This window comes from Shewanella gaetbuli, from assembly GCF_023284065.1.
Classification (GTDB): Bacteria; Pseudomonadota; Gammaproteobacteria; order Enterobacterales; family Shewanellaceae; genus Shewanella; species Shewanella gaetbuli.
In genome coordinates this window covers 85798-109181 of record NZ_JAKIKP010000012.1, presented here as the reverse complement: position 1 = coordinate 109181, position 23384 = coordinate 85798, and the positions used below count along the sequence as shown (strand labels likewise).

24 protein-coding genes are annotated in these 23384 nt (G+C 41.6%); 9 read left to right on the top strand and 15 right to left on the bottom strand.

Annotated elements, in window-relative coordinates; all coding sequences use genetic code 11:
* Nucleotides 1-236 precede the first annotated feature (236 nt).
* Entirely contained in the window at nucleotides 237-794 is a 558-nt protein-coding gene (locus L2672_RS14465; protein ID WP_248996550.1) for a gamma carbonic anhydrase family protein, read from the top strand.
* A gap of 71 nt (nucleotides 795-865) precedes the next feature.
* Here L2672_RS14465 and L2672_RS14460 read toward each other — a convergent pair whose 3' ends face one another.
* From L2672_RS14460 to L2672_RS14445, 4 genes are read right to left on the bottom strand one after another with little or no spacing between them, the layout of a single operon-like run.
* Nucleotides 866-1114 (bottom strand): DUF1488 family protein, encoded by a 249-nt coding sequence (locus L2672_RS14460; RefSeq protein ID WP_248996549.1) that lies wholly within the window; start codon nucleotides 1112-1114, stop codon nucleotides 866-868.
* Between the two features lie 49 nt (nucleotides 1115-1163).
* Entirely contained in the window at nucleotides 1164-1982 is an 819-nt protein-coding gene (gene aroE / locus L2672_RS14455; RefSeq protein WP_248996548.1) for a shikimate dehydrogenase, read from the bottom strand.
* 16 nt (nucleotides 1983-1998) lie between these two features.
* On the bottom strand, nucleotides 1999-3255 hold the full coding sequence (locus L2672_RS14450; RefSeq protein WP_248996547.1) for an amidohydrolase family protein: 1257 nt from the start codon (nucleotides 3253-3255) through the stop codon (nucleotides 1999-2001).
* A gap of 10 nt (nucleotides 3256-3265) precedes the next feature.
* The gene (locus L2672_RS14445) at nucleotides 3266-4648 is read right to left on the bottom strand and encodes an amidohydrolase (RefSeq protein WP_248996546.1); all 1383 of its coding nucleotides are present in this window, start codon (nucleotides 4646-4648) and stop codon (nucleotides 3266-3268) included.
* Between the two features lie 170 nt (nucleotides 4649-4818).
* Here L2672_RS14445 and L2672_RS14440 point away from each other — a divergent pair, with 170 nt between their 5' ends.
* Nucleotides 4819-5253, top strand: coding sequence for a group II truncated hemoglobin (locus L2672_RS14440; protein WP_248996545.1), 435 nt, complete (start codon nucleotides 4819-4821; stop codon nucleotides 5251-5253).
* 17 nt (nucleotides 5254-5270) lie between these two features.
* Here L2672_RS14440 and hemF read toward each other — a convergent pair whose 3' ends face one another.
* The 6 genes from hemF to L2672_RS14410 all read right to left on the bottom strand — a co-directional run bounded on the left by hemF (nucleotide 5271) and on the right by L2672_RS14410 (nucleotide 10181).
* Nucleotides 5271-6209, bottom strand: coding sequence for an oxygen-dependent coproporphyrinogen oxidase (hemF, locus tag L2672_RS14435; RefSeq protein ID WP_248996544.1), 939 nt, complete (start codon nucleotides 6207-6209; stop codon nucleotides 5271-5273).
* Between the two features lie 4 nt (nucleotides 6210-6213).
* Nucleotides 6214-6780, bottom strand: coding sequence for an L-threonylcarbamoyladenylate synthase type 1 TsaC (tsaC, locus tag L2672_RS14430; RefSeq protein WP_248996543.1), 567 nt, complete (start codon nucleotides 6778-6780; stop codon nucleotides 6214-6216).
* Nucleotides 6781-6804: 24 nt separating this feature from the next.
* The gene (locus L2672_RS14425; protein ID WP_248996542.1) at nucleotides 6805-7368 is read right to left on the bottom strand and encodes a DNA topoisomerase family protein; all 564 of its coding nucleotides are present in this window, start codon (nucleotides 7366-7368) and stop codon (nucleotides 6805-6807) included.
* Between the two features lie 127 nt (nucleotides 7369-7495).
* Nucleotides 7496-7969, bottom strand: a complete 474-nt coding sequence (locus L2672_RS14420) for a DUF494 family protein (protein WP_248996541.1) — start codon at nucleotides 7967-7969, stop codon at nucleotides 7496-7498.
* 2 nt (nucleotides 7970-7971) lie between these two features.
* On the bottom strand, nucleotides 7972-8964 hold the full coding sequence (dprA, locus tag L2672_RS14415; RefSeq protein ID WP_458601777.1) for a DNA-processing protein DprA: 993 nt from the start codon (nucleotides 8962-8964) through the stop codon (nucleotides 7972-7974).
* 110 nt (nucleotides 8965-9074) lie between these two features.
* Nucleotides 9075-10181, bottom strand: coding sequence for a LysM peptidoglycan-binding domain-containing protein (locus L2672_RS14410; protein ID WP_248996539.1), 1107 nt, complete (start codon nucleotides 10179-10181; stop codon nucleotides 9075-9077).
* A 126-nt stretch (nucleotides 10182-10307) separates the two neighbouring features.
* Between L2672_RS14410 and def the strand changes: the two genes are divergently transcribed.
* From def to L2672_RS14385, 5 genes are read left to right on the top strand one after another with little or no spacing between them, the layout of a single operon-like run.
* Nucleotides 10308-10820 (top strand): peptide deformylase, encoded by a 513-nt coding sequence (def, locus tag L2672_RS14405; protein WP_248996538.1) that lies wholly within the window; start codon nucleotides 10308-10310, stop codon nucleotides 10818-10820.
* Between the two features lie 8 nt (nucleotides 10821-10828).
* Entirely contained in the window at nucleotides 10829-11785 is a 957-nt protein-coding gene (gene fmt, locus L2672_RS14400; protein ID WP_248996537.1) for a methionyl-tRNA formyltransferase, read from the top strand.
* 1 nt (nucleotide 11786) lies between these two features.
* The gene (gene rsmB, locus L2672_RS14395; protein WP_248996536.1) at nucleotides 11787-13070 is read left to right on the top strand and encodes a 16S rRNA (cytosine(967)-C(5))-methyltransferase RsmB; all 1284 of its coding nucleotides are present in this window, start codon (nucleotides 11787-11789) and stop codon (nucleotides 13068-13070) included.
* A 16-nt stretch (nucleotides 13071-13086) separates the two neighbouring features.
* Nucleotides 13087-14496, top strand: a complete 1410-nt coding sequence (trkA, locus tag L2672_RS14390) for a Trk system potassium transporter TrkA (RefSeq protein WP_248996535.1) — start codon at nucleotides 13087-13089, stop codon at nucleotides 14494-14496.
* A gap of 5 nt (nucleotides 14497-14501) precedes the next feature.
* Entirely contained in the window at nucleotides 14502-15944 is a 1443-nt protein-coding gene (locus tag L2672_RS14385; protein ID WP_248996534.1) for a TrkH family potassium uptake protein, read from the top strand.
* Here the strand turns inward: L2672_RS14385 and hemG (L2672_RS14380) are convergent.
* Nucleotides 15941-16492 carry a menaquinone-dependent protoporphyrinogen IX dehydrogenase gene (gene hemG / locus L2672_RS14380; RefSeq protein ID WP_248996533.1) on the bottom strand — a complete coding sequence of 184 codons (552 nt, stop codon included), beginning with the start codon at nucleotides 16490-16492 and terminating at the stop codon, nucleotides 15941-15943. The two genes, L2672_RS14385 and hemG (L2672_RS14380), sit on opposite strands and share 4 nt — an antisense overlap.
* Nucleotides 16493-16657: 165 nt before the next feature.
* Between hemG (L2672_RS14380) and L2672_RS14375 the strand changes: the two genes are divergently transcribed.
* Complete coding sequence (locus L2672_RS14375; RefSeq protein WP_248996532.1) at nucleotides 16658-16963, top strand: ArsR/SmtB family transcription factor; 306 nt, start codon at nucleotides 16658-16660, stop codon at nucleotides 16961-16963.
* 32 nt (nucleotides 16964-16995) lie between these two features.
* On the opposite strand, the gene hemG (L2672_RS14370) is transcribed toward L2672_RS14375, so the two are convergent.
* The 4 genes from hemG (L2672_RS14370) to pepQ all read right to left on the bottom strand — a co-directional run bounded on the left by hemG (L2672_RS14370) (nucleotide 16996) and on the right by pepQ (nucleotide 20988).
* Nucleotides 16996-17526 (bottom strand): menaquinone-dependent protoporphyrinogen IX dehydrogenase, encoded by a 531-nt coding sequence (hemG, locus tag L2672_RS14370; RefSeq protein ID WP_248996531.1) that lies wholly within the window; start codon nucleotides 17524-17526, stop codon nucleotides 16996-16998.
* On the bottom strand, nucleotides 17526-18983 hold the full coding sequence (locus tag L2672_RS14365) for a TrkH family potassium uptake protein (protein WP_248996530.1): 1458 nt from the start codon (nucleotides 18981-18983) through the stop codon (nucleotides 17526-17528). The genes hemG (L2672_RS14370) and L2672_RS14365 overlap by 1 nt, the downstream gene beginning before the upstream one ends.
* Nucleotides 18984-19064: 81 nt before the next feature.
* The gene (locus tag L2672_RS14360) at nucleotides 19065-19679 is read right to left on the bottom strand and encodes a YigZ family protein (RefSeq protein WP_248996529.1); all 615 of its coding nucleotides are present in this window, start codon (nucleotides 19677-19679) and stop codon (nucleotides 19065-19067) included.
* Entirely contained in the window at nucleotides 19672-20988 is a 1317-nt protein-coding gene (gene pepQ, locus L2672_RS14355) for a Xaa-Pro dipeptidase (protein WP_248996528.1), read from the bottom strand. Before pepQ ends, L2672_RS14360 begins: the two co-directional genes overlap by 8 nt.
* 233 nt (nucleotides 20989-21221) lie before the next feature.
* Between pepQ and fadB the strand changes: the two genes are divergently transcribed.
* Nucleotides 21222-23372, top strand: a complete 2151-nt coding sequence (fadB, locus tag L2672_RS14350; RefSeq protein WP_248996527.1) for a fatty acid oxidation complex subunit alpha FadB — start codon at nucleotides 21222-21224, stop codon at nucleotides 23370-23372.
* Nucleotides 23373-23384: the final 12 nt, after the last annotated feature.

Genomic DNA, 23384 nt, shown 5'->3' with positions numbered 1-23384 from the left:
TCGCCGTTGATTTGAGAGGTTATTTACCGTTCAAATCAAGCTGTCTGGCTTGCTGCATACACCTTGTGTTTGCTGCTGTGCCGTGTCAGTGGATGCGCATTATAGGGAGCTTAGATTTTTGCGCAACCCCTTTTTTGAAGTTTTTTGTATTTTTTAACGTGTTTGTCGACAAATTAACCTGACTAGCTAGTTTTTAGGCATTATACTGTCAAAAAACGCCATTTTTAAGGATATTTATGACTACAAACTTACGATCTTACCAAGGCATTCACCCTGAATTTGCTAATAATGTCTATGTAGATAGCAGCGCTGTGCTTGTTGGAGACATCAAATTAGATGAAGATGCGAGTATTTGGCCTTTGGTTGCTGCACGTGGTGATGTCAATATTATTAGAATAGGCAAGCGGTCAAATGTTCAAGACGGTTCTGTATTACATGTGACTCGAAAATCTGACAGTAACCCTGATGGTTTTCCATTACTTATTGGTGATGATGTCACAATCGGTCACAAAGCAATGCTTCATGGTTGCAGTGTTGGTAACAGAGTTTTAGTGGGTATGGGAGCTATTTTATTAGATGGTGCCATCGTTGAAGATGATGTCATTATTGGTGCTGGAAGTTTAGTCCCGCCTAATAAAGTGCTCAAGAGTGGTTATTTATATGTGGGAAGCCCATGTAAACAAGTGCGTGAGCTCACTGCCGCTGAAAAAGCTTTTTTGCCTAAGTCGTCTGAGAATTATGTAATATTGAAGAATGAATATTTAGTTGAAGTTCAGCAGGAAGTCAGTTACTAATCGTTTATGTGATAGTGTGTGTGGCATCGGTTTGCCACACACTTTATTTCTATCATTGTTTGGTAGTGCAATTATAACAATAACTCGTTATCTTCATGACACTGGTTCTTTATCGCTTTTTCCGCGATGTCTTCTATATCAAATCTAGCTCGTTCAAAAAGGGCTTCTGCATTCTCAGGGGTTACCGCTTCACCTGTTAATTGGTTTAATTTGTTAAAACTGAGGGAACAGTTAATTTTCATCCCTTGGCTAAGTGCATAAAAGCCTACAGTCTCATGACTTATAGTTAATTCATCACCAATAATCACACTTTGATTCATACTCTGCTCTCTATCAAACTTGATAAACCTACATGTGGTAACTTTTACCTTATACCATTTGTTGGCGTAAGGTTCGCATAATGGTTTCTGTTTGTGGGTACACTCCACGCCAAATACTGAAGCTTTTAGCCGCTTGCCCCACAAGCATGCCTAAACCATCGGCAACCTTATTTGCCCCGACTGATGATGCCCATTGATTAAATACCGTAACGTCTTTGCTATAGGTCATGTCATAACATGCTGTATGTTGACTGATTATCTCTTTTGGCAAACTGATGAGCCCACCCGCTAAGCCAGCCGAAGTTGAATTGATTACGATATCGAAAGGATGGTTTAACGCTTCAATAGCCTTTGCGGTGATATTGCCATAGGGTTTAAAAATAGAGGCAAGATTTTCAGCTTTACTATAGGTACGATTACAAATCACTAGCTCGGCGATTTGCGCTTGCAACAACGGTAATATACATCCCCTTGCCGCTCCGCCAGCACCAACCAGTAATACTCGCTTGCCTTTTATTGCACCCAGCTGTGTTTGCAGATCACTGACTAAACCGACACCGTCGGTATTGTCTCCTAGAATTTTACCCTCAGCAGTAAAGGATAAAGTGTTAACCGCACCGGCAAGTTGTGCTAATTCACTCAGCTCATCACACATTGCGAATGCTTGCTCTTTAAATGGTGCGGTAACATTGGCACCTTTTGCTCCTTGAGCAATAAAGGCTTGTAGAGTCTGTTTAAATTGATCAACCGGAGCCAGTATGCTTTGGTATTGCATGTTTTGCTGTGTTTGTTTAGCAAACTCACCGTGTATGTAAGGTGATTTACTTTGCGCAATCGGGTTTCCAAATACGGCATACTGCTCGGTCATCAATATTCTCTCTTTATTACTTTGTATACGCTCTAGGTAAATCTGAAGGCGTAGTATAACGTTGGCGCAGTTTATCATGACGACTTTCAGTGCTTTGTTGTTCGCCATTAATAAACATTGTCAACACTTGGCTGCTATATTCAAATGGATCACCAGACCAAATCACAATATCAGCGACTTTGCCTTTGGCAATTTGGCCACTATTGATATTGAAGGTTTCAGCGACGTTGACAGTCATTGCCTCTAATGCGGCATTATAATCCATACCATTTGCCACTGCGGTACCGGCACTATAACGTAAACTATAAACATTATGACTATCACCTAAACTCGATAAAATAACTTTTACCCCTGCAGCATCTAACTTAGCGGCATTTGTTAAGTGATTATGTAATGAGTCAAAATTTTCTGGCAAATTGCGCATTGCATCAATAATCACAGGAACTTCGGCTTTAGCAATTTCATCGGCAACGAGTACGGCATCTGCCGCGCCAACTAGCACTACATTCAAATCATACTGTTGCTTAAGTTTAAGTACGATAAGAATATCACTAGCGCGTTCAACCGCAACGACCAAGGGCTTTTTGTCTTGGAGTATTTGATTCAGAATTTTATCTGCAGCTTCTGGTTCATCTGCTTCTTTATCTTTACTGTCTTTGGTTAACGCTTTGTGGGCTTTTTCTAATTCATTCACAAGCTGCTGAGTATAAATCACTCGAGAACCTTCATGGTTGGCACCCAATTCAACCACCACAGCATTATTGGCTTGGGTGATGCTATCCCAATCACCTGATAAATCAGCAACAAAGGTTTGTCCTGCAAAAATATCCTCGCCACCCGCTGGCGTAACAACATTACGGGTAATGCCGCCTTTTCGAGTGTAGGCAATGCTACTTGCTTTAGGGTTGTAGCCATAGCTAGCGTCGAAAGTAATATCCGCTTTTTTATCTCTAGCGTCACTTGAATCAGCTACTGCACTGACTTCGACTAACCCAAGAATATTCATTGAGCTTATCAGACCCGGCGTGACTATTTTCCCTTGGGCGTCAATAACAGAGTCAACCTCAAATGAAGTGAGTTTATCTGTGGCTGCAACATTAGTAATAACACCATCATTGACAATAATTACCGCATTGTCGATGACGCCTTGTTCGGTTGAGGTATGCACTTTTGCATTGGTAATTGCGAACGACTCTGCGTTAGCAACACCTACAGTAGTAAACATTGCACTTGCCACTGATAAGGCGAGTAAAGATTGCGTTAATTTTTTCATCACTGGCACCTTATTGTTGTCCTAATAGAAAGTCACTTTGAGCTTGGTAGCGTTCATCATTAGCATCAAATACTTTTGCGCCGTCAATAAACACTTGCTCTGCTTTGGCATAAACGCTGAATGGGTTTTGATTCCACATCACTACATCTGCATTTTTGCCCACTTCTAATGAACCGGTTTTATCTGCAATGCCTAGTGATTTAGCCGCATTTGAAGTAATCCAACTTATAGCGTGCTCTTCTTTATAGTCAAAGCCATTAGCATTAGCACTGTGCATGATTTTGGCGCTTTCTTGGTTTAGGCGCTGTATGGTCACTGATGAGTCTGAATGCACTACCGCACAAGAGTTTTTAACGGAATCAACAATCGCAACATTTTCCAGCACCATGTCATAGGCTTCCATTTTGAAGCCCCACCAGTCTGGCCACATTGCGGCACAGTTACCATTTTCAGCAAGTTTATCGGCAATTTTGTAGGCTTCAATGGCGTGGTGGAATGTGCCTGAGTGATAATTAAACTCTTTGCCTAAATCGATCATCATCGCCATTTCTTCAGCTTTATAACAATGATTATGGATTAGGATTTCACCCTCTAACACCCCTTTTAATGTATCTAACATGAGGTCTCGTTTAGGCGCTTGAACATTTTTACCCGCATTATAGTCGGCTTCATATTTATCCCAGGCCCTTTTGTATTCTGTCGCCTCAATAAACGCTTGGCGATAGCCTGCCATATTCCCCATACGTGTCATTGGCAGTTGGTTTCGGCTACCGTATAAACCTTTAGGATTTTCGCCACACGCCATTTTTAAACCATAAGGCGCTTGAGGAAACTTCATCCCTTGCATAGTTTCTGATGGCACATTTTTAAGTGTGACACCGCGTCCACCGATCAAGTTAGCCGATCCGGGTAGAATTTGTAATGTGGTTATACCGCCTTCTCGGGCACGGTTAAAGCCGGGATCTTGTGGCCAAACACTGTGCTCAGACCAAACTTCGGCAGTATTAGGATTAGTCATTTCATTGCCATCTTCATGCGACTCTGCATGAGGGCTTGGGTACACGCCTAAATGAGAATGTACATCAATGATACCAGGTGTGAGCCACTTCCCTGTTGCGTCAACAACCGACGCACCATCTTCAGCAAGGTTTTGACCTACTGCAATAATTTTACCGTCTAGCATTACAACATCTGCATTCAAAAGCTTTTCACCCACTCCCGTGAGTACCGTAGCGTTTTTTAAAATTGTTTTTTGACGCGGCAACACTTGGTAAGTACTTGGATAAGGGTTTTTATTAATGGTGACTTTAGGGTCTTGCGCTTCAGCTTGAGTACAACCCATAAGGGTTGCAGTGACAGCTATCATCACCAAAGATGGCATCATCTTAGTCATTATTATTCTCCTGTTTATTTGTGGCCAATCTAACAACTTAACCCCAAAAACAAAACGAAAAAATTAACTAAATCGTTTCAAAACATTAACCACATTGTTAGCGCGACAATGATTAACGACAAACGTTTGCTAATACGTATAATGCAAGACGAAATTTGTGAGGGAAAGAAATGAACTGGTTTAAAAAGGTAGTACAAAAAATGAGCCCGACGAAAGACAGTCCCCCAAAGCAATCGAATGCTTATGACCTGATTGGTGGCGATAAAGTGATTAAAGCTATCGCACATGAATTTTACCAACAAATGCAAACAAGAGCGGATACTCAGCCTCTTCTGGCTTTACATCGTGCACCTATTGCAGATTCTGAAGTAAAATTATATGAGTTTCTTAGTGGTTGGTTAGGTGGGCCGCAGTTATATCAACAAAAATATGGTCACCCTGCATTAAGAGCAAGACACATGCCCTTTGCTATTGATGAGTCTATGCGAGACCAGTGGCTTTTGTGTATGCAAGCGGCCTTAGATAAGTGTGTAAAAAAGCCTGAACATCGACAAGCGATCATTCAGGCTCTTTCTACATTAGCGGACCATATGCGCAACCAATAAAGTGGCGTGAGAATAAATTATTTATTTAACCCTAACCAGTCTTGCGGTTTAAGATAATAATCATATAACTCAGCTTCTGGCGTGTCTTCTTCAGGAGTAAAACCATATTCCCATCGTACAAGTGGCGGCATAGACATTAAAATGGATTCTGTGCGGCCACCCGTTTGCAGACCAAATAATGTCCCACGGTCATAAACCAAGTTGAATTCCACATAACGACCACGTCGGTAAAGTTGAAATTGACGTTCTTCGTCTTGATATTCAAGCGCTTTATTTCGTTCAACAATGGGTTCATAGGCTTCTATAAACCCATTACCTACCGCTTGCATAAAGGCAAAACTTTGCTCAAAACCTGGCGCATTTAAATCATCAAAAAACAATCCACCCACACCACGGGTTTCATTACGATGAGGTAAAAAGAAATAATCATCACACCATTTTTTATATTTAGGGTAGACATCTGCACCGAAGGGGGCACAAATGTCATAGGCGGTTTGATGCCAGCTAATCACATCTTCTTCAAAAGGATAATAAGGTGTTAAATCAAATCCACCGCCAAACCACCAAACAGGGTCAGCCCCTTCTTTACGGGCAATAAAAAACCGTACATTTGCATGAGTTGTTGGAACATAAGGGTTATTGGGGTGAATCACTAACGAAACGCCCATAGCTTCAAAGCTGCGACCAGCAAGTTCAGGGCGATGCGCTGTGGCAGACGCAGGCATAGATGCACCCATCACATGTGAAAAGTTAACCCCTGCTTGTTCAAAAACGCTACCTTTTGTCAGTACCATACTGGTACCGCCACCGCCTTCTTCTCGGGTCCACGATTCAGCGTTAAATGTGGCTTTACCGTCTAACGCTTCTAAACGTCGGCAGATATTTTTTTGCAGAGATAATAAATAGCTTTTTACTTGATCAGCGTTAGGTAAACTCGCCTCTGAGCTTGTTTGCATAAAATTAGTTTCCATTGCGTAAGATTTGCCCTGTTCGTGCATCAATAATGGTCGACGGTTGGCGTTGCTCGCCTAACTCTCCTTGCACAAGTGCCGCTATTTTACCCTCAAAATCAGCTAAAATTTGCTGACCACTGAGTGCTGGAGGCTCACCCGCTAAATTTGCACTGGTTGATACTAACGGTTTATTTAGCGTGTCGCAAAGTGTTCGAATAACAGGATGGTCTGACACTCTTACTGCAATAGAATCAAACTGACCACACAGCATTTGTGACACATGCGGTTTAATCGGCATAACAAACGTGAATGGCCCAGGCCACTTTGAAAAGGCAAGCTCAAGTTGTTGCTCAGTTAGCTGTTGTTGATCAATATAATCGGTTAATTGTGCAAAATCACTCGCCACCAAAATTAAGCCTTTTTGCCAAGGACGTTGCTTAACCGCCAACAACTTTGTTATCGCTTCATCGTTGTCAGGATCACAACCCAGCCCATAAACGGCTTCAGTAGGGTAAGCAATAACTCCCCCATCATTAATAACATCAACAACCTCGTGTGGCTGCAATTGCAACATGATCTGTCCTTAAATTATATTGTTTTAGATAGGGCGTTTAAATTTGCAGGCTTTTTGAGGGCACTCAAGGCGTTGTCCTGCGGCGCCTTTACGCAATACTAGTATACCAAAACCACAGTCAGGGCAAGGCTCGTTGACCGGCTGATAATTAACAATGTATTTGCATTTTGGATAGTGATTACAGGCATAAAATGTTTTGCCATAACGGCTGGTTCTTGACTCTAACATGCCAGCTTTACAATGCGGACAAGTAATAGACTCTTGTTCATCGTTATGATCATGTTTTTCAATATGATGGCATTGGGGATAATTAGTACAGCCAATAAAAATACCAAACCGACCTGACTTAACAGCCAGTTCACCGCCACACTCAGGGCAAGCCGAGCCTTCGATGACTTGAGTTTCAATCGATTCATGCTGAACCAATGGCCTAGTATAATCACAAGTCGGATAATTATTGCAGCCGACAAAACTGCCATGTTTACTATGCTTGACCGACAGTTCGCAACCACACTTTGGACAAAGCTCAAACTCTTTCTCCAAAGCATGTTCATGGGCACTAAATAATTGCTGATCAATTTTCGACATAGGACTTCTAGTTTGCTTCCAACGTGGTAAGGGTAAATATTTTTGCTTAAAGCTTGCTGAAATTAGTTTACTTTATGTTCACAAGATCAAAAAAGGAGGCCACGCCTCCTTTCATTTACTCAATAATTTATGAATGTAACCGACCATCAGGTTGTTCAAAAATTAAATCTTCCATTTGCTCATATGCAGATTCATTTCCGGGCACATTAAATAGCACCATCAACACAACCCATTTTAAGTCTTCTAACACTAAACTGGGTTCGTCTAACTCCATCACTCGGTCAATAACCATTTCACGGGTTTCAACGCTGAGGACTTGAATTTGCTCTAAAAACAGTAAAAAGCCTCTTGATTGCACATCTAACTTAGCCATTTCTGCTTTAGTGTAAATACGAAAAGATTGCTGTGCATGATTACATAAATACGGTTGATCACTTTCTTGCAAATCGGCTAGATGCTCAAGCCATGACAATGCTTTAATAATGTCGACCTGATGAAAACCTGCACGAGTCAGTTCTTTGGTTAACTCATCTTCATCAACCAATAACTCAATTTCACTATGAACATAGTTCTCAAATAAATACATGAGGATATCAAACATGGCTAACTCCTCTTTAGTCTGACGTAACCACCGGGCACTACTGCAACCCACCCTTGTAACTCAAGTTCAAGCAATTGTACTAACACCAGATCTAGCGGTTCTCCACTGTGCTCAACGACTGCATCAATTGTTGTCGTTTCATACCCAACACTTTTTAACAGACTAGCTAACTGTGGAGAAAATGGCAAATTACTCATTTCACTTTGTTCAATATGGTGACGCTGATGTAATTGATCAAGGTGAAATTGAGATAAACTTGATAATTCTTCTATTATATCGGCAGCATCCTCAACAAGTTTGACTCCATTTTTAATTAAATCATGACAACCTTGATGGTATTGACCCACAATAGACCCTGGAACAGCAAACACTTCTCGGTTTTGTTCCATTGCTAAACGAGCCGTAATTAATGAACCGCTCTTACGCGCAGCCTCAACCACTAACGTCCCAATGCTTAGTCCACTGACAATACGATTACGTTTGGGAAAATGACTAGCAATAGGGCTCACCTGCGGCCATAGCTCACTGACAATACAACCATCATGTTGAATATCTATGTAAAGTTGTTTATGCCGCTTAGGATAAACCACATCAATACCACAGCCTAAAACCGCAATGGTGACACCTTGGCACTTCACCACAGCCTGGTGTGCTGCTCCATCGATGCCAGCAGCCAAACCGCTGGTTATTGAAAACCCTTTAAGGCTGAGGTCTTGAGCAATTTTAGCCGTGGTATTGGCACCATGAAGAGACATGTTTCTGCTGCCCACAATGGCAATTGAGGGTGGCAATAAAGCATTGATATTGCCTTTAATAAATAACACGGTCGGAGGGTCATAAATTTGCTGTAAAAGCGATGGGTAAAGCGGATCAAACAAACCAATAATATAATGATTATCGGCCTGTTCAAGCCATTTAAGTGCGCTATCGACTTTATTGAAGTCAATTGCGCCTATTTTGGAAGAAAGAGGTAAAGATTCAGGTTCATACTGCAACCTTTGCCTCAACTCCTCGACATCCATGTGAGCTAATAATTGTTTTACCCGAGCAGGTCCTAGCCCAGATACAGAGGAAACAACTAGCCAGTCGACCAGAGAATCAGTGATTACTCACCAAGTTCTATCAAAGAATCAGGTGTAATCAGTTTATCTTTCACCCGAACGGCACGATCACTTTGCATAATTAGCCCTAAGCTTGTTTTATCAAACACCTTAAATACCATTAAGTTTCCATGGTACACATCTGGTACTTTAAAGACTTTATCATCAGAAATATGCGCAACTAATTTGTCATATGTTGAGCGATCAACAGGTCTAACAGGCGTGCCTGAATTATCTAGAACAACTTCTTCACCATCACGATAAATAGCAAATACATGGCCGGGCTGTACCCCAGCAGCTAATCCCTTATCTAAATAAACGACTTCAAGTTTACCTGCTTCGCGATTTTGGCTTGCTGTTGCTAACACGTGTGCTGGTACATCTAGCTCCGCGGCAGTAGGTAAAAAGTAAGCTGACATTAATGCATCATCCTCAACAGGAACGACCGCATAACCTATTTTAGTTTCACGTAAGTTACTTAATAACTCTACTTTCGACACATCACCATTTGCGGTAACTCTGCCGCTGGCCGTTAAAATGACTTCTCGACCTAAATCTTCACCGGTTTCAGTATCTGAAAACTCGCGACCAGGTTGATAAATTGCCACCTTCTGCCCTACAGGCATATCCGCATTCACATACACAACATCACCTAAAATATGATGTTTAGATGGGCTTTCACCACTTAACACCATCGGTTGCTCATCAAGCCACTCTTGGGCAACAACACGGTTTTGCACTAGGTAAGGTTGAATAAGTGCTAAATCAATTGCCGGTATGGCACCATCTTTAGGTACAATACGTCCTTCAACACCCTTTTTGATATGCTGTTTTTTGACCAATCTAGGTTGGCCATCAATAAAGACTAATGTTAGACGGTCGCCAGGATAAATTAGATGAGGATTCGCAATTTGTGGGTTTACCCCCCACAATTTAGGCCAACGCCATGGATCTTTTAAAAAATAGCCAGATATATCCCAGAGTGTATCGCCTTTTTTAACAATATAAGTATCTGGATGCCCAGCTTTTAATGTTAATGTGTCAGCATTCAACCCGAAAATATTCAATGTTACAAATGCAAGTAATATTATCCGTTTCATGGTGTTGTCCATGTTTTAAAGCTCTTTAATTGAGCTTTTTACTGTTATTGGAAGTCCGTTAGGATTAAAATTATCCTATTTTTTATCGTCAGTATAGCTAACTAGCTAAAAATTGTCAGACTTGTTAAGAGTTTATATATGTCATTATTAAATGTTTTACGTTTCCCAGATGAGCGTTTGCGCACGGTAGCCAAGCCTGTAACCGACTTCGGCCCTGTTTTGCAAACACAAATTGATAACATGTTAGAAACAATGTACCACGAAAAAGGCATTGGTTTAGCAGCAACACAAGTAGATTTTCACCAACAATTAATTGTGATGGATCTACAAGATGATGTTGAGCGTCCTACCATTTTCATCAACCCACAAATTATTGCCGCTGAAGGCGACTTTGCAAATGAAGAAGGCTGTTTATCTGTGCCGGGTATCTACGCGAAGGTTGATCGTAAAGAACGTGTCACCCTAAAAGCGCTAGACCGCAATGGCGAAGAATTTACAGTTGAAGCCGATGAGCTTTTTGCTATCTGTATTCAACACGAAATGGACCACCTTCAAGGTAAATTATTCGTTGACTATTTATCTCCGCTGAAACGCCAACGCATTAAAACTAAACTTGAAAAAGAAGCCCGTTTAGCAGCAAAAGAAGCATAGGAATAAATTTGAAACCGTTAAATATTATATTTGCAGGCACACCTGACTTTGCCGCGCGCCATTTACAGGCATTAATCAATTCAGAACATAATGTATGTGCGGTATACACCCAACCAGACAGGCCAGCAGGTAGAGGGAAAAAGCTCACACCAAGCCCAGTAAAGCAACTAGCTCAAGAGCATAATATTACGGTACTTCAACCAGCTTCTTTACGTACTGAAGAAGCTCAACTAGAGTTAGCCTCGTTAAATGCAGACATAATGGTCGTTGTGGCTTATGGGTTAATTCTTCCTCAAGTCGTGTTAGACACCCCAAGGCTTGGTTGCATAAATGTACATGGTTCGATATTACCTCGTTGGCGAGGCGCCGCACCTATTCAACGAGCCTTATGGGCAGGTGATACTGAAACAGGTGTGACTATCATGCAAATGGATATCGGCTTAGACACTGGTGATATGCTACTCAAAACGTCGCTGAAAATTGAAGACACTGATACGTCAGCAACCCTTTATGAAAAACTCGCCATACAAGGGCCTGAGGCACTAATTGATGCTTTAGCACAATTAAGCGAAGGCACGTTAGCAGCCATCAAACAAGATGAGTCTGACGCTAACTACGCGCAAAAGCTGTCAAAAGAAGAAGCTAAGTTAGATTGGAACAAGCCTGCAAAACAATTATGGCAAGAAGTTCGTGCCTTTAACCCTTGGCCTGTTAGCTTTTTTGAGCACCAACAAAGCAGCATCAAGGTATGGAAAGTTAGCTACAATGATACGGTTACCGAAGCAAGTCCAGGCACTATCACTGAAGCTGATAAAAATGGCATTGTTGTTGCGACCGCACAAGGCTGCTTGGTGATTGAAACCATGCAATTGCCAAACAAAAAGCCGCTGCCTGTTGGCGATATTTTAAATTCTCGCGCCGACTGGTTTGCCGTTGGCACTCAACTTAGCCAAGAGGCAAACTAACATGAATGTGCGAGCACTAGCCGCTAAAGCCATTTTTGATGTGTTAGAAAAAGGCGTGTCACTGTCAGTAGCACTGCCAAACCAACAACAATCTTTAGAAAATAGTAAAGATAAAGCACTTTTAGCTGAGATTTGTTACGGCGTCATGCGCCAACTTCCTCAACTCGATAAATGTGTCAGTGATTGCTTAGCAAAACCTTTTAAAGGTAAGCAACGCATAGTGTATCAACTGCTATTAGTCGGTTGCTACCAACTATACTTTACCCGTATACCCGCCCATGCGGCGATTTCTGAAACAGCTGAAGCCTGCCGACAACTTAAGTTTGATGGTTTAGTCAAAGTGGTTAATGGTGTATTACGAAATATACAACGTAACAATGCCCCATTAAATACTGACTCAGATACCTTAAAATATAATACCCCAGCGTGGTTTATTAAGCGTATTCAACAAGCTTACCCAGACCACTGGCAAGACATTATTGAACAAAGCCATCAAAGACCGCCTATGTGGTTGCGAAATAATCAATTGTCGCAATCTCGCGCAGAGTACTTACAAGCCTTAACAGAGCAAGAGCTAGGCGCGAGTGCAGGCTCAAGCCCAGACGCTATATTGCTAGATAGCCCAAAAGATGTGAATGTATTGCCACACTTTGCAGATGGCGCAGCATCAGTTCAAGATGGCGCGGCACAATGGGCGGCAACATTATTAGCCCCGCAAAACGGTGAATTAATTTTAGATGCCTGCGCTGCACCGGGGGGTAAAACCTGTCATTTATTAGAAATTGCGCCAGAAATCGAGCTGGTTGCGGTAGATTTTGATGAAAGTCGTTTAGCCAGAGTACAACAGAATCTAGACAGATTGAATTTAAAAGCGCAAGTTATTCATGGAGATGCCGCAGACATCCCCGCTTGGTGGCAAGGCAAACAGTTTGATCGTATTTTATTAGATGCCCCTTGTTCAGCGACGGGTGTCATCAGACGTCACCCTGATATTAAGTGGCTGCGTAAAAACAAAGATATTGAAGAGCTAGCGCAACTTCAACAGCAAATATTTGATCATTGCTGGACATGGTTAAAGCCAGGCGGCACATTGTTATACGCCACTTGTTCAATTTTGCCTGAAGAAAACCGCCAGCAAGTGGAACATTTTTTAGCACGAACACCTGACGCTAAATTAGTCACCATTGAACAACAACCCAATGCGCATGACATTGGCTGGCAAATTTTGCCCGGCCAAGACAATATGGACGGATTTTACTACGCTCGTTTAGTAAAAGCAGTGTAAGGACAGTAACAAGTATATGAAAATTATCATCTTGGGCGCAGGACAAGTTGGCGGCACACTCGCAGAAAACTTAGTAGGCGAAAATAACGACATTACCTTGATTGATAATGACCGCAGCCGATTACGGATTCTACAAGATAAGTTTGATTTGCGGGTTGTCGTTGGCCACGGTGCGCATCCAAACGTGCTAAAAGAAGCCGGCGCAGAAGATGCTGACATGCTGATTGCCGTCACTAACAGTGATGAATGTAATATGGCTGCTTGCCAAATCGCCTATTCATTGTTTGGCACGCCCACCAAAATTGCTCGAATTCGTTCAGAGCCATACCTTGATTTAAGAGAAAAGCTGTTTATTGATTCAGAAGTAAAAGGCAGTGACGCGAAACCTCGCGGTGGCTTTATTATTGATGAATTGATTGCACCTGAACAATTAGTCACCGCATACATCCATCGATTGGTAGAGTATCCAGGCGCCTTACAAGTTTTAGAATTTGCTGACGGTAAATTAAGCTTAGTGGCTGTTAAAGCTTATTATGGTGGTCCACTTGTAGGCAATGCGTTAGCCACCTTGCGGGAGCATATGCCTAATATTGATACCAGAGTCGCGGCTATTTTCCGCCAAGGTAAAGCTATTATGCCTAGGGGAACAACCATTATTGAAGCCGATGATGAAGTATTTTTTGTCGCCGACAGCCGCCACATTCGTGCCGTCATGAGTGAAATGCAAAAGCTTGATAACTCTTACCGAAACATCATGATTGCCGGTGGCGGTAACATTGGTTTCGGTTTAGCTAAGCGTTTGCAAAAAAATCACTCTGTTAAGCTTATAGACCATCGCCAAGAACGAGCAGAAATGCTGTCAGAAAAACTTGATAAAACAACAGTATTTTGTGGCGACGCCTCTGATCAAGAATTGCTCAACGAAGAGCACATTGACCAAACAGATGTATTTATTGCCGTCACCAATGACGATGAAGCAAATATTATGGCGGCCTTGTTAGCGAAACGGTTAGGAGCCAAAAAGGTCATGGTGCTGATTCAACGCGAAGCCTATGTCGATATTGTTCAAGAAGCCAATATTGATATTGCAATTTCACCACAGCAAACCACTATTTCAGCGCTGTTAACTCATATTCGCCAAGGTGATATCTGCAATGTTTACTCATTGCGTCGTGGGGCGGCAGAGGCTATTGAGGCCATTGCTCATGGTGATTCGAACACTTCAAAAGTGGTGGGTAAACAAATTAGCGAAATAAAACTGCCACCAGGAACCACCATTGGTGCCATTGTTCGTCAAGATGAAGTGCTAATGGGGCATGATAGAACGGTTATAGAACAAGGAGATCATGTTATTTTATTCTTAGTAAACAAGAAGTTTATCGGTGATGTCGAAAAACTCTTTCAACCGAGCGCGTTTTTCTTTTAATTAACATGATTAACGTTAAGCAGCTTGTTTTTGTGATAGGTATTTTCCTGTCCATTTTAACTGGCTTCATGCTTATTCCGATGGTGTTTGCCTTTATTTATAACGAAGAAACCATCGGCGACTTCATCCTATCCGCACTCCTTACAGGCAGTATTGCCATTTTTTGTATTCAATCTGGCCGCTTACGCAATATCAGCTTAAATATCCGCGACATGTTTGTACTCACCAGTGCCACGTGGTTAGCGGTTAGCTTTTGTGCTGCCTTACCGTTCACGCTTTATCATGGTATTAGTTATACCGACGCCTTTTTTGAAACCATGTCGGGTATCACCACAACGGGGTCAACCGTGTTGTCAGGGCTTGATTCAATGGATCACAGCATTTTGATATGGCGTTCATTATTACAATGGCTTGGTGGTATTGGCTTTATTGTTATGGCTGTGGCGGTATTACCGTTTTTAAATGTTGGTGGTATGCGGTTATTTAGAACGGAATCATCTGATTGGAGTGAAAAATCCACCCCTAGAACTCAACATATGGCGAAGTATTTATTCTGGGTATATTGCGGCTTAACTTTATTATGTACCTTGTCGTACCGCCTTGCGGGAATGAATTGGTTTGAAGCAATTAACCATGCCATGACCACATTATCCACCGGCGGGTACTCAACTTCAGATAGCTCAATGGCGCACTTCTCAAATGCATCACACTGGGTAGGCGTGGTATTTATGCTGGCAGGTGGCTTACCTTTATTAATGTTTGTGCAATCCATTCAACAACGTAATATAAGTATTTGGAACGATCAGCAAGTAAAAGGTTTTCTACTATTCATATTTTCGGTGTCCTTTGCTATTGCAATATGGCTTTGGCTACACCAGTCAGTCTTGTTTATTGATGCATTGCGGCTAGCTAGTTTTAATGTTATTTCAGTGGTTACTACAACGGGATTCGGCTTAACAGATTATCAAGCATGGGGAGCGTTTGCGGGGACTGCATTTTTGTTTTTAATGTTAATCGGCAGCTGTTCAGGCTCAACATCTGGCGGTATAAAAATATTCCGATTTCAGATCTCTATGGCCATTATGCGCCAACAAATCAAACAGCAGTTTCATCCTAACGGTATTTTCAAAGAAACTTATAACGGCCATACCGTTAGAGAAGATATTGTCCGCTCATTGATTACTTTTTTTATGCTGTTTTTCATCGTTATTTTAACGTTATCGATGGCCTTAGTATTAACTGGCTTAGATACCGTCACCAGCTTTACCGGGGCAATTACAGCTGTGGCGAATGTAGGCCCCGGATTAGGACCCATTATTGGGCCAGCAGGTAACTTTGCCAGCATACCAGACTTGGCTAAATGGACTCTTGCAATTGGTATGCTACTTGGTCGATTAGAAATTCTCACCGTGGCGGTTTTGTTCCACCCTCAATTTTGGCGTTACTAAGCCTGCGTAGACTCTTGAGCGAGTGACAAAATGTGTTCGCCATAACACGCTACATCTTGCCAGTCAGTATAATCAATAATGGCTTTAGGATCGGTTGGTCCATCGGTCATTTTCATAATTAATCGAATCATCAAACTGTCGTACCAACGCCATGACGGATAATCGACTAAACCGGCAATAATTTTCACATCTTGTGGTTTCCAAGGTGACAACAATAAAAACTTTTGCAGGTATTTATTGTTTTCTGGCACTCTTTTTTCTGGTTTTCTAGCCACCACATTGACACAAAAGAAGCTGTTTGGAATGGCGGCTAGCTGTGCCTGATATTGCTCTACAAAACGAAAAACTGACTTATGATATGAGCCATATAACACACACGCGCCTAGTGCTACGGCATGATATTTTGACCATTCAAGATTGTTTTTTACATCATGAATATTCACCACATCACATTCTGCACCACTAGCCATGATTTGCTGAGCTATTGCACGACTAATTTGAGCAGTATGTCCGCCACGAGAATAGTACAGCACCAAAACTTTGGTCATAAGGCTTCCTTAAAAGAAATAAGAATGAGTGTGGCAAAATTTATCAAACGATACCGATGAAACGATCACAAATTAGAATTAGCTCATATAATTTATGGTCAAATTTGAGATCTAGATGTGGCAAGCGTATTATTCGAAAATAAATTTGAGGTTGAGGAAAGTCGAATGCAGCAAGATATTGATGTTACAACCATGCTAGAAAATGCAGAAACAGCTGCCAAATGGCTAAAGGCAATTGCAAACCCTTATAGATTAATGATTTTATGCTTATTACTTGAAAAAGAAATGAGTGTTACAGAGCTTAATGAAACCGTACCGTTAAGTCAGTCTGCATTATCACAGCACCTTGCGGTATTACGCACCGAAGATTTAGTGGCGACTCGCAAAAGCTCGCAGATTGTCTATTACACCTTAAAGAATGAACAGGTGACTGAAGTTATGTCTATTTTGCATCGCCGCTATTGCGCATAAGCCATTCTGTTCTAACTATGGCGTATGCTTGTTTAGCTCAACTGCTTTACAATGTTAGCGGCATACGCATCAACCTTATCCCAATCGGTAAACTCAAACGTTCCAGAGGTATCTGTTGGCCCTTTGGTTATCCACATTATTAATCGAATCATAAATTTGTCAAAAAAACCGTATTTAGGATAGTCAATTTTGCCTGCAAACACCCCTAATAGCTTAGGCTTCCATAAGGTAAGCTGTAAAAACTTAATCATATAAGGGTTAGTCTCTGGGGTGTTTTTTAACGGTTTTCTAGCAACAACATTCACCGTAAAAAAGCTATTAGGTTTTTGTTCAATTGCCGCTAAATGAGTCGCAATAAACTTAAATAATTCGGGCCGGTGCTTACCATATCGAATACTGGCACCTATTATCACCTGTTCACAATTAGCTATATCAGTTTGTGTCACTTGGTTTATTTCAATTAGCTTTACGCTTCTACCCGCTTGTAATAAATGCTGTTCTATTCGCTGACATATAGCCAAGGTTTGGCCATCAACAGTAGAATATATAATCAAGCTTTGCATTAGTTTTTCCAAAATGTTGGGGTAAACAATACCAATAAGGTAAAGACTTCTAAGCGACCAAATAGCATCGCAATAACCAATACCCATTTAGCGCCGTCGGTAATATCAGCATAATTACTTGCCACATCGCCTAAGCCTGGGCCAAGGTTGTTTAAGCTTGCGGCGGTAGCACTAAATGCTGTTATGGCATCCATTTCCAATGACATCAGAATCACCATACAAATGACAAAGACTAACGCATAAGCAGAAAAGAACCCCCAAACAGCATCGATAATTCTGTCTGGTAACGCGGTAGAGCCAATACGAATGGAATACATAGCCTTAGGATGTACAAGCCGTTTAAGCTCACGAGAGCCTTGCAAAATAAGTAACACGAAACGGATGACTTTCATTCCGCCACCAGTAGAGCCTGCACAGCCACCAATAAAGCTAGAAAATATTAGCAATATGGGTAAAAACAGTGGCCAAGAGTGAAAGCTTTCGGTGCCAAAACCCGCGGTTGTCGATATGGACACAACCTGAAAGAACGCATAATCCAACGTTTGCTCAGCAGAATCGTAAATACCTGATTGATAAAGAGTCAAAAAACAAATTAGCGTTAACACAATCTGTATTGCAATTAACGCTTTAAATTCAGCATCTTTAAAGTAAATTTTAAAGTTGATGCCTCTACGAGTAAACGCCGCAAAATGCAGACTAAAGTTAACCGCTGCAATTAACAAAAACACTGCACAAATAATATTAATGACTGGGCTGTCAAAGTAACCAATGCTGGCATCTTTAGTTGAAAACCCGCCAATGGCAATAGTTGAAAATGAATGGCAAATGGCATCAAACGCATCCATACCGGCTAGATAAAATGCCGAAGCACACGCGATGGTTAGCATAAGGTAGATATACCATAATGCTTTTGCTGTTTCGGCAATTCTAGGGGTCATTTTACTGTCTTTAACCGGCCCAGGCACCTCAGCCTTATATAGCTGCATACCACCAATACCTAATAATGGTAAAATGGCTACGGCGAGTACAATTATCCCCATACCTCCCATCCATTGGAGTAAATGACGATAAAACAACACCGCTTTGGGCAAGTCATCCAAACCTACAATCACCGTGGCTCCGGTGGTGGTTAACGCTGAAAAGGATTCAAAAAAGCTATCTGTCCAACTTAAATCAGGTGCTTTCGAAAAAATAAACGGCAAAGCCCCAATAGATCCCAGTACCGTCCAAAACAGCACCACAATCAAAAAGCCTTCACGAGTTCGTAAGTCACCTTTTTGTCTGCGGTTTGGATACCACAGTAAAAAACCTAAAAATAAGCTGACAAAAAATGCCTGAATAAACGCAGTACCACCGCCATCTTTATACAATACCGCCACTAACGCAGGAGGAAGCATAGTGATGGAAAAAAGCCCCATCAATAAACCGGTAATTCTTATAATTGTTTTATATTGCATTAGTGGCTTCTGTTTAACAAAATGTTATTAAAAGTCGAAAGTGTTAAGGTTGTTAGCATTTTGGCACAACTTCCGTTCAGCTCAAACTGTAAACTTTGCTTGAAGCATTCCTTGAGTCATTGTGGCAAGTTGTTGATTAAAGTCATCCAATGCATCTTTAGCCAGTTCAAATTGCAGCACAACACTTTCAGCAAAGTCTTTTGACAGTACAACGCCATCAAACTGGGCAATTAAATATTCAATATTAGCCAGTTGTGCATAGCTACAATCTAACTTGATTGGATAACGAATAAACTTAGTGGTTAAGCTAAGTTGACTCACACCTTGCTTAATACCAGAAGTATAGGCTCTAACTAACCCGCCTACGCCTAATTTTGTACCACCAAAATAACGCACTACAACGGCGCCTAACTCACCAACATTAGCCCCTTGTAATGTTGCTAACATTGGTCGCCCAGCACTTCCTGCTGGCTCACCATCATCACTTGAACCAATATTAACCATATCGTTGGGAGCTCCAGCAATAAAGGCATAACAATAATGGCTAGCACCAGGGTAGTCTCGCCTGATGTTAGTTAGTGCTAACTTCAAAGCTTCTTGACTGGGGCAATGAAATAGAAAAGAGATAAAACGGCTATGTTTTATCTCTTCTTCTATGATCAAATCCGCTTCAGGTATTTGATAACTCTCACTCAAGTCCTAATTCTCTTGTCATATTTTCATTACGATCAGCATGCACAATCACATTATCTTCAATGCGAATGCCACCGAATGGACGGAAAAAATCAACGGTTTGCCAATTAACCCACTGTTTAGCAGACACAGACAAATCATTCAGTAATGAGTCGATAATATATAGCCCAGGTTCAATGGTTAGCACTTGGTTGACAGCCAGTGGACGAGTACAACGTAAAAACGGATGTTGCTCTGGTGCCGGAATATGGGTTCCTCGTTCATCATGCGAGTAACCGCCCATATCATGTACCTGTAACCCTAACATATGCCCTAACCCGTGAGGGAAAAACGCTTTAGTAATTTCAGCCGTTAACGCTTCATCTGCACCAGAGTTAACCAAATCAAAATCTTGTAATATTTGGCCAATATATTCATGGGTTTTAATGTGTAAGTCAGGGTATTTTACCCCTGGCTTCATGGCATCAATAATCTTAAGTTGAGCTTGGTTAACCGCTTCAATAAGCTCAGAGAAGGGATTTTTTTCAAAGGCATACGTGCGGGTAATATCAGCAGCATAACCGTGGTAACTTGCCCCTGCATCAATCAAGAATGAGCGGCGTTGCTCTGGCTTAATATGTTCTTGAGACATATAGTGCAAAATGGCCGCATTTTCATTTAAGGCAATAATATTGCCATAGGGCATTTCATTTTCACCTTGGGAAATGGCTGCTAAATATTGTTGTTGTATTTCAAATTCACTCGCGCCGTTATAAAACGCATTTTTGGCCGCAATATGCCCTCTTACCGCAATTTGATTAGCACGGCGTAAACAAGCTAGTTCATATTGAGTTTTTTCAGCGCGGTGATAATGTAAATAATTCAATACACCGTCAGGGTTTCTAGCGGTAAACTCTAAAACATCAGCAACATCTAAATGCTCACCAATATAAGCCCAATCAGCGAGGTTTTCAGGTAAAAACTCGGCGATTTTATCTGCTTTAACTAATAACTGAATATTGAAATGTTCAGTCCAAAAGCTATCGGGGACATCGCTCACTTTATGCCAAAAATCCACAGGGCGATAAAAAACTAGCGTGGGCTTATCTATCCCGTTAGCAATAATCCAACAGTTTGGGTTATCAAGTAATGGCAACCAAGCTTTGAAGTGCGGGTTCACCTTAAATGGGTAATTCATATCATCTAAAAATTGACGATGAGGTTGCCCAGAATGAATCACCAATCCAGCTAAATTTTCACGTTGGGTAATTTCTGCTACTCGACGATTTAATTCTGTAATGTGCGCATGATAAAAGCTAGCCAGCTGATCCATTTTTGAGTTCCTATTTTTAGTTGGCGAACCTTAGCAGTTTATCACAAAGCAAAAAAATCAGCCTAGATTAGCAAAAAATTAAACGGTCGTTTAAATTGGGTGTTGTAATTTTTTTCATTTAGTCGCACACTGTTGTGCAACTGGTCAAATGATGGCCGACAATGCTGTAAAACAAGCTTGATAACTACACAGTAAAGATGTGGAAATCGCTTTAAGCAATAAGGAAGCAAGCAATGATCTACCAAAGCCCTACCATCCAGGTTGAGTTACTTGAAGACAATATTGCCAAGCTGTGCTTTAACGCACCGGGCTCGGTAAACAAGTTCGACAGAGAAACACTAGCCTCATTAGATGCTGCATTAGATAGCATAATGCAACAATCTGATATCAAAGCATTATTATTAACTTCAGCAAAAAGCACTTTCATTGTAGGTGCCGATATTACTGAGTTTTTATCATTATTTAAGCAAGATGACGCCACGTTATTAGCTTGGGTTGAACAGGCTAACTCGGTATTCAATAAGCTCGAAGACTTACCTTTCCCAACGGCATCAGCCATTAACGGATTCGCATTAGGCGGTGGTTGTGAAACCATTTTAGCCACCGACTTACGTATTGCTGATACCAACGCCAAAGTTGGCTTACCAGAAACGAAACTGGGGCTTATTCCTGGTTTTGGTGGCACAGTGCGTTTACCAAGAGTCATTGGCGCAGACAACGCGTTAGAGTGGATCACTACAGGTAAAGAGCAACGCCCAGATGCGGCACTTAAAGTCGGCGCAATTGATGCAGTTACCGCACCAGAAAACCTAGAGTCTGCGGCCATTCAAATGTTACATGATGCACTAGCCGGTAATATTGATTGGCAAGCACGTCGTAAACAAAAGCAGTCTCCACTGCAGTTAGCCAAACTTGAAGCCATGATGTCTTTCACCACGGCAAAAGGCATGGTGTTCTCTGTTGCAGGCAAGCATTACCCAGCCCCTATGGCAGCAGTAAATGTCGTTGAACAAGCTGCAACATTAGACAGAGCCGGTGCATTACAAGTAGAGGCGCAAGCCTTTATCAAGTTAGCGAAAACAGAAGTTGCTACTTCATTAATTGGTATATTCTTAAATGACCAATATGTTAAAGGTAAAGCAAAAAAAGCTGTTAAAGCCGCAAAAGACGTTAATAATGCCGCGGTATTAGGCGCAGGCATTATGGGCGGTGGTATCGCTTATCAAAGTGCAAGCAAAGGCACGCCAATTGTGATGAAAGATATTGCTCAGCCAGCATTAGAGCTCGGTCTAAATGAAGCCGCTAAACTATTATCAGCTCAAGTGGCTCGTGGCCGTTCAACGCCAGAAAAAATGGCTAAAGTGCTAAATAACATCACTCCATCACTTGATTACGCTGCAATTAAACACAGCGATGTGGTTGTAGAAGCCGTTGTTGAACATCCAAAAGTGAAAGCTACGGTTCTGGCCGAAGTTGAAGACTATGTAGCTGATGATGCAATTATTGCCTCTAACACATCAACCATCTCAATTAACTTACTGGCAAAAAGCTTGAAAAAGCCTGAGCGTTTCTGTGGTATGCATTTCTTTAACCCAGTGCATAAAATGCCATTAGTGGAAGTGATTCGTGGCGAGCAGTCTTCTGATGAAACCATTGCTTCAGTTGTGGCTTATGCTAGCAAAATGGGTAAAACCCCAATTGTTGTTAATGACTGCCCTGGTTTCTTCGTAAACCGTGTTTTATTCCCATACTTTGCTGGCTTTAATGGCTTATTAGCTGACGGTGCTGACTTTGCCGCTGTAGATAAAGTGATGGAAAAACAATTTGGCTGGCCAATGGGCCCTGCTTACTTACTTGATGTAGTTGGCTTAGATACAGGTCACCATGCACAAGCAGTAATGGCAGAAGGTTTCCCAGATCGTATGGGTAAAACAGACAAAGATGCCATTGACGTGATGTTTGAAAACAAACGTTTAGGCCAAAAGAATGCTAAAGGGTTTTATGCCTATTCTGTAGACCGTCGCGGTAAGCCTAAAAAAGATATCGACCCAACCAGTTATGAGCTTTTAAAAGCCACATTTGGTGAACTTAAATCTTTTGAAGCAGACGACATTATTGCTCGCTGTATGATCCCAATGATCATTGAAACAGTTCGCTGTTTAGAAGAAGGTATTGTTGCTTCACCAGCAGAAGCCGATATGGGCTTAGTTTACGGCTTAGGCTTCCCGCCATTCCGTGGTGGTGTTTTCCGCTACTTAGATACGATGGGTGTAGCAAACTTTGTTGCCCTTGCGGATAAATACGCCCACTTGGGTGGTTTATACCAAGTTACCGACGCCATGCGTGAACTTGCAGCCAACAACGGTAGTTACTACCAAGCCTAATTAGCGGGAAAG